The organism is Peptoniphilus rhinitidis 1-13, assembly GCF_000246925.1.
GTDB classification, from domain to species: Bacteria; Bacillota; Clostridia; order Tissierellales; family Peptoniphilaceae; genus Peptoniphilus_A; species Peptoniphilus_A lacydonensis.
The window spans coordinates 183,514-194,732 of record NZ_BAEW01000003.1 but is presented as its reverse complement, the minus strand read 5'-3'; the positions used below and the strand labels follow the sequence as shown (position 1 = coordinate 194,732).

The window sequence follows — 11,219 nt, the reverse complement described above, 5'->3', positions numbered from 1 at the left end:
ACGTACTGTGTGGTTCATTTTTAAATCTGTTCACAATATATGGATTTACTTTCAGAAAGTTTTCCGAAGAAGGATTTATTTTTAATAGATTATTAGTTTTATTTATAGGATTGATTTCGTATTTGGTATCATATCTGATATTAAAAAAATTTAAAATATATAGAAAATTAATTTAAACTTATTTTAAGTAATAATTTTTTGAAGATTATATAAAAATTATTTTGAGAATAAGTTATTAACTTTAAGTAAATATAAAATGGTTTTCCGCTTCCTTTTTTTAAGAAAAGTATTAATTAAATTTAGATACTAAAGAAGCTTGAAAAAGATTGTGATTTAAACTAAAATAGAAGTGTAACGAAGTACATAAAAATTTTAAGGAGGATGTAAATGAAAGCGTTAATGGTAGACTATATGTCAGATGTAATTGACAAAGGACTTGAAGAAAGAGGTATTGAACTTGACAAGGTAATGCTTCCAACTTCAGAAAAATTAGCAGAAATTATTGAACCTTATGATTTTCTATTCATGAGAGTTGACCCATTCATCAACAAAGAAGTTCTTGATGCTGCTAAAAACTTAAAGGCAATTTTTGTTGGTTCAACTGGAACAAACCATATTGATCTTGACTATGCAAAAGAAAAAAATATTCCAGTTAAAAACTCTCCAGGACAAAATGCAAATGCAGTTGCTGAACTTGTTTTTGCAAAAATGTTAGACCTTTACAGAAATTCTGTACAAGCTCAAAATGAAGTTAAAGGTGGGATTTGGAATAAATATAGATGGATTGGTAGAGAACTTAGAAATAAGACTCTAGGAATTTGTGGCTTTGGTGCAATTGGTAGAAGAGTTGCAGAAATTGCTAATGTATTCCATATGAATGTTATTGCTTATGATCCATTCTTAAAACCAGAAGATATTAAAGTTGACTATGTAGAACTTGTTGATTTTGATAAAATCGTATCAGATTCTGACATTATTACTCTTCATATGCCACTAACTCCTGATACTAAAAATTTATTCTCAGCAAAAGAATTTGAAAAAATGAAAGACGGAGCTTGCATTATCAATGCTGCACGTGGTGGAATTGTAAATGAAGAAGATCTTTACGAATACATCAAAAATGGCAAGTTAGGTGGAGCAAACTTAGATACACTTTCAAACGAACTTGGATCTGGAGGACTTGACACTCAAGACGTTCCAGTTGAAAATAAATTATTTGAACTTGATAGACTTTATGTAACTCCACATATTGGTGGATCTACAATTGATGCTCAAGATGATATTGGAAATGTAATCCTAAAGAACTTTGATGAACTTTTTGGAAACTAATAAATAAAAATTAAATTTTAATCTGCCTTGTAACATTAGTTATGAGGCAGTTTTTTATGTAAAATTTACTCATTGTAATAAAAGTTTTTTTATAATATAGTAAAAAGGGAGGTAAAAATGAAGGATTTAAAAACTTTAATTACTCTACTATTTGTATTTACAGCAATTATTTTTATATACGAGTACTATGTAAAAAAGAAAAATGAGAGAATTTTAAGGAAAGAAATAAGAGAAAAATTTGGTAAAGTCCATTCAAATGGTTTTAAATGTAAAGTTGACGGTATATATAAAAGACTTGGCGGGAATTTAACAGAAATTACATATAATGATCTAAATTTTGATAAAATTTTGGAAAAAATGAATCACAACATGTCCAAAATCGGATTGGAATATTTTTATTATAGCATAAGAAATTTAATTTTGAATAAAGATACTTTGAGAAAAGTTCAAGACAATAGAAATAAATATAAAGATAAATTAGACTCATTATTGGATATTGAGTTTCAACTTGGAAATATTGGATTTTTTAAGGAGGATGTTCTTGAATTAATTGAAGACGAAGTTGAAATAGATAAGGAACTGGAAATTTTTGCAAGAATTTTTTCTTTCACAATTGTTTATATAATTATTCTTTTTATTTTTTTTAAAAGCATGGCAGCACTTTTTATATTTCTTTTAATTACAATTAATATTCTAATATATAAAAAATTTAATATTTTGACATTGGGAAAACTTGAAGCACTTGTTAGAATTAAAAGTATTTTATTTGTAGCAGAGAACATGACAAAATTAAAGGATGATATATTTACAGAAGAGTTGGAAGAAATCCAAAATATTTTAAAAGAAATATTGCCATTAAAGAGAACTTTAAAATCCTTTGGATTTTTGACAGGCAATGCAGAAATGGATTTTGCGGAAACTTATAAAAATGTTTTGTTTTTATCAGAAGCTAGGAGATTTTCGAAGTCGCAAAAATATTTCAAAAAGTACAGAGATAAAATCTTTAGACTTTATTATTTAGTTGGGAAAATTGATTGTGAGATAGGAATTATATCTATAGCCAAAGCTTACGACACAAGGGATGCAGTTTACGGAGAAGAAATATTTGGAGAAAAATTATACAATCCTTTATTAAAAGGAGCGGTTCCAAATGATTTGAATTTAGAAAAATCAATATTACTTACAGGTTCTAATGCTTCTGGGAAGTCAACATATCTTAGGACAATTGGAATAAATTCAGTTTTTGCACTGAGCTTTGGGATTTTCTTTGGGAAGTATTTTGAGATAAAGCCAGTTAAAGTAACTTCTGCGATAGATATTAGCGATTCAATAATGGAAAATCTTTCCTATTTTATGGCAGAGTCAAAGGCAATAGGAGAGATGATAGAAGATGGTGAGGAAAAATTAATTTTACTTGATGAAATTTTTAGAGGAACTAATACAATAGATAGAATTGCATCTGGGGCGGCAACTCTAAAATATTTGGCGAGTGGCAATCATGTAGTTGCGGCAACTCATGATATAGAGTTAACAGTTTTATTAAAAAATTATTTTAACAATAAACATTTTGAAGAGAAAATTGTCAATGGAGATATAAAATTTGATTATTTACTAAAGGATGGACCAGCTACAACTAGAAATGCAATTGCAATTTTAGACAATTTAAATTATCCAGAGGAAATAATAAAAAATGCAAAAGAGCTTGTTAAAAATTTTGAATAAAATGATGAGGTAATCGAGTGTAACGCTCGATTATTTTTGTATAGGCTTAGGATAAAATTTTATTACTTTAATTGCTTTTTGTAATAATATATAATGTAATTATAATATAAATTTAAAACAGGGCGGTGAAGTGAAGTATGAGGATATATTTTACAAGACATGGTGAAACTGAGTGGAATAAAGAGGGGACTATTCAAGGGCAAATGGATTCCCCTTTGACGGAAAATGGAATAAGAATGGGAAAGATTCTTCATGAAAAATCAAAAGACGTTCACTTTGATGAAGTTTACTCTTCAGACCTTGGTAGAGCGTATGATACTGCAAAATTAATTTGTCCCAACAGTCATATTGTCAAGACTTCTCTTCTTCGTGAAATAGATGTGGGATATTGGTCTGGAAAAAATATAAATGAAGTTAAAAAAGACGATAGTAGGCTTCATAGGCTTTATTTTGATAATCCGAACAAGTATAATCGTGTAGATGGAGAAAGTTTGTATGATTTGAGAAGTCGTGTGGAAAAATTTTTTGAGTATGCAGTTTATCCTGAGCTAGATGAAACTATTTTAGTTGTGGCTCACGGTGTTACTATTGTCGCCATGTATTCTATTATGGAAGAAGTACCTATGGAAAATTTTTGGGATAATAAAGTCAGAAGAAATGGTGAGTTTAATATAGCAGACTATCACGCTGGGAAGTTTAAAATTGTAAAGAAAGCTCCACAAAATCCTGTGGATTCAATTTGAGGATGATTATATGAAAAGTTATGATTTAATTATAGTAGGTGCCGGTGCATCTGGACTTAGTGCAGCTATTTATGCTGGCAGATCTCTTTTAAAAACTCTTGTTATAGAGAAATTTTCCTTTGGGGGAAGAGTAAACGATACTCCAAAAATTATTAATTATCCCGGGTTTAGAGAAATTTCAGGAAGAGATCTTATAAATGAATTTAGGAAACAAGCAGAAAATTTTGATACCAATGAGTTTATTTATGGCACAGTTTCTAAAATTGAAAAGATAGATGATGGGTTTAAAGTGAAAACGGCAAGGAGAAAAGAATTTAGTGCTAAGGCAATTATTATTGCAACTGGAACTTATGCGAAGATGATAAATGTTCCTGGTGAAAAAGAATTTGCAGGACGAGGTGTGTCCTATTGTTCTACTTGTGATGCAGATTATTTTAAAGACAAGGATATACACATTTTGGGATCTGGTGACTTGGCACTTGAAGAGGCGGATTATCTTTCTAATTTTGCAAATTCAATTAATATGATAATTATTCACGAAGAGGGAAATTTTGATGGAAATGAATTGGAAGTTGAAAGGAATTTAAAAAATCCAAAAATTTCTTACACCTGGAATTCTAAATTAAGTGGAATTTATGGAAATGACAGAGTGGATTCTTTGGAAATTTTAAATTTAGTTGACAATGAATCCATGAGAGTGTCTTCTGATGGAATTTTTATTTTTGCTGGTATGAGCCCAAATTCTGATTTTGTAAAAGATTTAGTTGATGTTGATGAGTTTGGATTTATAAAAACTGATGATTATATGAAAACTTCTGTTGAGGGAATTTTTGCGGCGGGAGATATAAGAAAAAAGTCACTTAGACAAATTGTGACAGCAGCAAATGATGGAGCAGTTGCTACAGTTTATGCAGAAAAATATATTAGAGATAGAGGTGCAAAGTGAGAGTATATCCAAGGGGAACTGTGCTCTACAATAGAGAAAAAGCATACAGTGGAATAAATTTAATTTCAACAGCAAAGGACGGAGCGCTTATTACAAAAATGGATGGCACAGAGTTAAAGAGATATGCTGTAAATCCAATGCCTGCAAAGATGATTCCAAATAAGAATATAATGAGTGTATCTTCTTTTAGATCTTCTGATTTTGGAGTTAGTGATGGTATAAAACTTTTGGAATTTGATAAAAACGGAAAAATTGTATTTGATTTTGATAAGTTTAAATATACAGAAGACAGAGGATACACTTCAAAGTGGATGGCAAGAGCACATTCAGACTTTCAAAGAGAGGGAAATAGCCTTGGATATTATTATCCAGGCGAAAAAATTGTGGAAAATGGAAAGACGCTTTTATTAGTTCACGATGAAATTGTTGACAGTAAAATTTCTGACAAAACTCTTTTAGATGATGTAATTTTGGAAATTGATGACGAAGGAAACATTCTTTGGAAATTTTCCTTTAGTGAGCATTTTGACGAACTTGGTTTTTCCGAAGAAGCTAAAAATGTAATTTATAGAAATCCAAATCTTAGAATTACAGAGAAACCTCTTGGAAATTATTTGGATGTTACATCAATTTCTACAGTTGGAGAAAATAAATGGTTCGACCAAGGTGATCCACGCTTTCATCCAGACAATATTTTATTTACTGCAAGGGCAGCAAATATTATTGGAATAGTCGATAAAAAAAGATCGAGAATTTGTTACAAATTGGGACCAAAGTTTTCAGACTTTAAAAAAGTTGATCCAGTAGTGGGTTCTGCCTTTGCAAGTATTGTGCCTAAGGGACTTCCTGGAGAAGGAAACCTTTTAATTTTTGATAATGGTGGGAGATGTGGTTATGGATCTCCAACTCTCACTTCACAATCTGGATTACTTCCCTTTGTTAGAAATTATTCTAGAATTCTTGAGATAAATCCAGTTACACTTTCAGTAAATTGGTCTGTTGACCCAAGAGATTTTGGATTTTCAATTCCAATTAATGGATATAAATTTTATTCACCCTATGGAGGAAACTTACAAAGACTTCCCAATGGAAATACTCTCATAACTTTAGCCACAGAGGGAATGGTAATTGAAATTACAAATTCAAAGGAAATAGTTTGGCAGTGGACTTGTCCTTACAGAACTACGACAGAAAATCTTTTGAAAAATAATATGATTTACAGAGTTTATCGTTATCCTTATGAATATTTAAATGTAGATGATTTTGAAAATGAAATAGAAGAGATAGAAGATGCATCTTATTATAAATTAAAGGGAGCAGGATCTTTCAAATCTGTGGAAGTTACAAATGTAGCAAGAAGTGAACTTACAAACGATATAGATCCACTTTCACAAGAATCGGAATCAGTAAAAGATCTTGTAGAAAATAAGAAAATAATAAAAAGAAATGAATCGCAAATAAAATATGTAAATCAAAACTATTTTGACGAAACTATAAATAAGGAAAAAGCTGCAATAATAATTTATGGAGCACAGAGATGTTCACACTGCGAATCATTAATAGAAGTTATGGAAGTTCTTTTGGAAGAAGAATTTAAGGAAGTAAACTGCTACTATATGGATCTCGATAAAAACAAAGACTTTGCAGAAAAATATGAAATTTTTCAACTTCCAAGAGTTTCTTTTTATAGTGATGGAGAAAAAGTTTACGAGTTTATGGGAGAAAAGTCCTATGATGAAATTGCAGGCTTAATAGAAAAATATTTACTTGAAGTGGATGAATAGAAAAGCTGGGGTGTTTCCTCAGTTTTTTCTTTTCCATTTAAGATTTTTGTAGCCTTTTTTGTTTACTTTTGAATTTATTAAAAATTTCTTTTCTACAAGGCTTAACATATATTTGTCATCTTTGTAGGAATCGGAGTATCCACGAGAATTTTCATAGTCGATTTCTATATTTTCTTTTTCAAAAATTTCTTTTATGTTTTTGACTTTTATATTTTTTTTATTATTTTCTTTTAAGATTTTAAAGTTTTCGTCTAAGTCAGTTCCAATTATATAATCGAAGGGAAAGATTTCTGCTACGTATTTTAAATAATTTGTGGCTGATGCGGAGCATAAAACTCTTATCGCATCGCTGTGGGCATTAAATTCTTCGTAAAATTCTTCAAAGAAGTATTTTGGATAGAGATATTCTGTTACAAAAGCTTTAAGTTCATCTTCTGAAAAATATTTTATGACAGAAACCATTTCATTTTTCATTATTTTAAAATTTCTTTTTATTTTTGAAAGTATAAAAGAATATATAAATTTTAAAATTGTTGTAAAAAGATTTATTTTTTTATGAATAAGAGCGTATTTATAAAGTTTAAAAATTGATTCGCAGTCCACTACTGTTTTGTCAAAATCGTATAATACAACTTTTCTTTTCAAATTCTCACCTCAATAGAATTATACCAAATTGTATTCATTATAAAAAGTATGTGATATACTAGTTGTGATGTTTATGGAAAATATTATTCATGTAGATATAGATGCTTTTTATGCTTCTGTTGAGGAATTAGATGATAAAAGTTTAATAGGTAAACCAGTAGTCGTAGGTGGCAAGAGCAATCATGGCATTGTAACTACGGCTAATTATGTTGCGAGAAAGTATGGAATTCATTCGGCTATGCCAATGTATATGGCGAAAAATCTTTGTGATCATTTGATTATAATGCCCATGAGAAGGGATAGGTATCTTGAGAAGTCTCGTGAAGTTTTTGATGTTTTAAAAACATATACAAAGGTGATAGAAAAAGTTTCTATTGATGAAAGCTATCTAGATATAGAAGGTCTTGGTTATGATGAAAATATTGTCTATGAAATTCAAAAAGATGTCTATAATAGGACAGGTCTAAATGTCAGTATTGGCATGAGTTATAATAAGTTTTTGGCTAAACTTGCAAGTGACTGGAACAAGCCTAAGGGAATAATGATTATTAAAAAAAGAGATATCCCAGAGATTTTATTTCCTCTAGACATTAGAAAAGTTCATGGGATTGGAAAGAAGTCTGAGAAAAAACTTAGAAATATTGGGATAAATACTGTGGAAGAGCTTTACTCTCTATCCTATGATTTTTTGGTCAGTATGTTTAAGAAAAGTGGCGAAGAAATTTACAATAGAATAAGGGGAATTGATAATAGAAAAGTTACGCCAAATACTGTTAGGAAAAGTCTTGGGACTGAGACGACTTTTGAAGTTACAAGCAAAAGAGATGAATTAATAGGATATTTAAAAGAATTTTCTCATGAAATCTCTGAAGACTTAATTGTAAAGGAAATTTCAGGTTATACTCTCACTCTAAAAATGAAAAATGAAGATTTTAAGGTAAAGACGAGGTCGAAGACTTATGAAAAAGCAATTTATGCAGAAGATGATATTTATAAAAAGAGTCTTGAAATTTTTGACGAAGCCTATGGTGGCGAGAAGTTGAGGCTAATTGGAATAACAATTTCTAATTTAGCTGATTTAAGTATACGACAACTTAGTTTTTTTAAAGGGGAAGAATAAATGGAAAAAATGAATTTAAAGGAATTATTTGAAAAAGATAATTATGTAAAGAGTAGCAACATGGAGTTTGTAAAATTAGAAGGTGATAATTTAGTTTTAAAGATGAATCCAAATAAAAATCAAATGAATGCTTACAATATCTTACATGGTGCACAGATGTTTTCGCTAATGGACACCGCAGCAGGATGTCTTTGTATAATTAATGGTAAAAAAGCTGTAACATTAGATTCAAGCATAAATTTTATTGCAAGTTCTGTTTTGGGTGAAGAAGTTTTTTCTAAAACAAAAATTATTCACTTGGGTAGAAGTACAGCAGTGGTTGAAGTAGAAGCCCATACTAACAAAAAATTATTAGCAAAGGGAAGTTTTACTCTTTTTGTTGTTGATGAGATGAAAATTTCTGGAAATGAATTTTTGAATAATTAATTTATTAAAAAATGGGACAGGTAAGATAGCCTGTCCCAAAATTTTAATTAAATAACTTCATGAAGAAATCGCCCATTAAACTTGATATTAAAAATGTGCCTATGATCACAAAAATTGAAACTATGATGCCTTTTAAGCCAACTTTTTTAAAGGCACCCCAGTCTTTCCCAATTATAACTCCTGCATAGGCAAGTATTGGAGTTATAATTGCATTTAGATTAATATTATTGACATAGAAGACTACATTTTCTGAAAAAGGTGATATTGGTGATGCAACTAAAATTGCAATAATTGAAATCCAAAGGACTGCTGAAATTTTTTCTAGGGGAACTAAAAAGGATAATGTATAGCCCAAAATACATATAGTTGCCAAAATAAGAAGACCTGGTAAGGATTCTTCTAGTGAAAAATCGTATCCAATTATATTGCAGGCACAAGTCATTATTATTGTTAATACTAATGCTATAATGATATTTGGAATTTGTGTTTTTAATTTTTCCATTATTTATCTTCTCCTTTTTTTCTTTTAAGTTTAGAATATAAAAATTCTGTTATAGGAAGTCCCAAGAATATTCCAAGAGGAAGTGCAATTACACTTGATATTAAATTGGAAAGTCCCGCAAAAGCAGTCATTTGTGATTCAAGTTCTGGATAATTTGCGATAAGAGCAGAAAGGCCAGCTGTCATCATTGAAGCAGAACCAGCACCTGTGCCCATTGCTGCAGCAATAGGAGAAATAATTCCAAGGCTTATTGCAATTGAAGAAATAATACTCATAACTATTGGACCCAAAATTGTTCCAATAATGTATACTGCCATTACGCCTCTAAATTCAGCAGATTCTGCACCATAAGTATCTTGAATTAGTCCTACATTTGCTTCTCTACTAAGAGCGTGACACATTCCAACGGATTCTCTTTTAAGGCCTAGTGCAAGAGCTATCGGAAGGGAAATGATTATAGTTCCAAGGTTTCCAAAATTTTGAAGTACAAGTGCAAGCCCAGCTTTTTTAATTTCTTCTAGCTGAGAGCCGCTGGCAACTCCAAGTTTTGCAATTAAGAGCGCAAGTCCTATTCCCATCATCAAGTTTGCATTCTCAGAACTTTCTTTCTTTACAATTTTTAAAGGAGACATATAAAAGGCGAACATCATAAGCATTGACCAAATAAGAGGAGAAAATACAATGTTTATGCTACCTATTTTAAGAGTCTTTGCTCCAATTATTTCAGCCAATATTGCTAGAATAAGAACTGAAATATGAAGTTTATAATCTTTTTTTAAATTTGTTTTATTCATAATTTCACCTATTTTAAAAAGTCAAAAGCAGTGGCAACAAAGATTGAAACACCCTTGTAAAATTCTTTTTCGTCTAAATCAAATTTAGAGTTGTGATTGGGATAATATTTTCCGTCTTTAGCAGGAGCTAAATTTGATAAAAATAGAAATGTTCCAGGAACTTCTTTTAAATAAAATGCCATATCTTCTCCACCCATTGTTGGAGCAGAAAGATCAAATATGTCTTCTGGAAAAAGTTCAGCAGTAATTTTTTTTACATAATTTGTAAAAGCTGGATCATTATTTAAAACTGGATAAAATCTAGTGTATTTTGTTTCGGCAGATCCACCATAAGTTTTTGCAATGCCATCTGCAATTTCACCAATTCTATTTTCAATTAAATCTCTAGTATTTTCGTCTAAGGCTCTTGCAGTACCTAGCATATTGACTTCATCTGGAATAATATTTTGAGTTGTGCCGCCATTTATTTTACAAACAGAAATTAGTGCCCTTTCAATTGGAGCGATTTCTCTTGAAACTATTTTTTGAAGACCCATTAGAATTTCTCCAGATATAATAATTGGGTCTACAGTCATTTGAGGATTAGCTCCGTGACCACCCTTGCCCTTAACTTTTATAGAAAAAATATCCATAGAAGCCATAAGTTCCTTTTCTTTAAATCCAATAGAACCTTGTGGCATATCAGAAAGTTTTCCGCCATGCATTCCAATTATGTGATCTACCTTTGGATTTTCTAAACAGCCTTCTCTTATCATAGGTTCTGCACCGCCGGGAACTTCTTCGCCTGGTTGAAAGATAAATTTAACAGCACCTTTAAATTTATCTTTATTTTCATTTATTATTTTAGCAGCGGTAAGGGCAATTGCAGTGTGTGAATCATGACCGCAGGCGTGCATATTACCTTCGTGAGTAGACATAAAACTTAGTCCAGTTTCTTCTTTTATAGGAAGGGCATCCATGTCAGCTCTTATAGCGAGGCATTTTCCATCTTCTTTTCCATAAATAGTTGCCACAATACCATTTCCATTCACAAATTCCTTATAAGAAATTCCAAATTCATCTAATTTTTCTTTTACATATTTAACTGTCTTTGGGAGGTTAAGTTCAAGTTCAGGAATTTTGTGAAGTTCTCTTCTCATTTCGATACACAAAGCTTCATTTTCTTTAGCGAGTTTAATAATATCCATTTTAATCATCCTTTCCATGTT

11 protein-coding genes are annotated in these 11,219 nt (G+C 30.5%); 7 read left to right on the top strand and 4 right to left on the bottom strand.

Features of this window, described 5'->3' with window-relative positions:
- Nucleotides 1–387 precede the first annotated feature (387 nt).
- The 5 genes from RH95_RS03835 (at nucleotide 388) to RH95_RS03815 (ending at nucleotide 6,524) form a co-directional block, all read left to right on the top strand.
- Complete coding sequence (locus tag RH95_RS03835) at nucleotides 388–1,329, top strand: D-2-hydroxyacid dehydrogenase (protein WP_010244631.1); 942 nt, start codon at nucleotides 388–390, stop codon at nucleotides 1,327–1,329.
- 117 nt (nucleotides 1,330–1,446) lie between these two features.
- Nucleotides 1,447–3,051: a MutS-related protein gene (locus RH95_RS03830; RefSeq protein WP_010244628.1), complete on the top strand. Its 1,605-nt coding sequence runs from the start codon at nucleotides 1,447–1,449 to the stop codon at nucleotides 3,049–3,051.
- Between the two features lie 137 nt (nucleotides 3,052–3,188).
- The gene (locus tag RH95_RS03825; protein ID WP_010244625.1) at nucleotides 3,189–3,794 is read left to right on the top strand and encodes a histidine phosphatase family protein; all 606 of its coding nucleotides are present in this window, start codon (nucleotides 3,189–3,191) and stop codon (nucleotides 3,792–3,794) included.
- 10 nt (nucleotides 3,795–3,804) lie between these two features.
- Nucleotides 3,805–4,740, top strand: coding sequence for an NAD(P)/FAD-dependent oxidoreductase (locus RH95_RS03820; RefSeq protein ID WP_010244622.1), 936 nt, complete (start codon nucleotides 3,805–3,807; stop codon nucleotides 4,738–4,740).
- Nucleotides 4,737–6,524 carry a thioredoxin domain-containing protein gene (locus RH95_RS03815; RefSeq protein WP_010244618.1) on the top strand — a complete coding sequence of 596 codons (1,788 nt, stop codon included), beginning with the start codon at nucleotides 4,737–4,739 and terminating at the stop codon, nucleotides 6,522–6,524. Before RH95_RS03820 ends, RH95_RS03815 begins: the two co-directional genes overlap by 4 nt.
- Before the next feature lie 18 nt (nucleotides 6,525–6,542).
- Here RH95_RS03815 and RH95_RS03810 read toward each other — a convergent pair whose 3' ends face one another.
- Nucleotides 6,543–7,169, bottom strand: coding sequence for a haloacid dehalogenase-like hydrolase (locus tag RH95_RS03810; protein WP_010244615.1), 627 nt, complete (start codon nucleotides 7,167–7,169; stop codon nucleotides 6,543–6,545).
- Nucleotides 7,170–7,242: 73 nt separating this feature from the next.
- On the opposite strand from RH95_RS03810, the gene RH95_RS03805 reads away from it, so the two are divergent.
- Both RH95_RS03805 and RH95_RS03800 read left to right on the top strand, forming a co-directional pair.
- Nucleotides 7,243–8,289: a DNA polymerase IV gene (locus RH95_RS03805; protein ID WP_010244612.1), complete on the top strand. Its 1,047-nt coding sequence runs from the start codon at nucleotides 7,243–7,245 to the stop codon at nucleotides 8,287–8,289.
- Nucleotides 8,290–8,715 (top strand): PaaI family thioesterase, encoded by a 426-nt coding sequence (locus RH95_RS03800; RefSeq protein ID WP_010244609.1) that lies wholly within the window; start codon nucleotides 8,290–8,292, stop codon nucleotides 8,713–8,715.
- Nucleotides 8,716–8,758: 43 nt separating this feature from the next.
- Here the strand turns inward: RH95_RS03800 and RH95_RS03795 are convergent, their stop codons facing one another.
- The 3 genes from RH95_RS03795 to RH95_RS03785 are packed head-to-tail and all read right to left on the bottom strand — an operon-like array spanning nucleotide 8,759 to nucleotide 11,198.
- Nucleotides 8,759–9,217: a hypothetical protein gene (locus RH95_RS03795; RefSeq protein ID WP_010244606.1), complete on the bottom strand. Its 459-nt coding sequence runs from the start codon at nucleotides 9,215–9,217 to the stop codon at nucleotides 8,759–8,761.
- Nucleotides 9,217–10,011 carry a DUF3100 domain-containing protein gene (locus RH95_RS03790; RefSeq protein WP_010244603.1) on the bottom strand — a complete coding sequence of 265 codons (795 nt, stop codon included), beginning with the start codon at nucleotides 10,009–10,011 and terminating at the stop codon, nucleotides 9,217–9,219. The genes RH95_RS03795 and RH95_RS03790 overlap by 1 nt, the downstream gene beginning before the upstream one ends.
- Nucleotides 10,012–10,019: 8 nt before the next feature.
- Complete coding sequence (locus RH95_RS03785; protein ID WP_010244600.1) at nucleotides 10,020–11,198, bottom strand: M20 metallopeptidase family protein; 1,179 nt, start codon at nucleotides 11,196–11,198, stop codon at nucleotides 10,020–10,022.
- Nucleotides 11,199–11,219 lie beyond the last annotated feature (21 nt).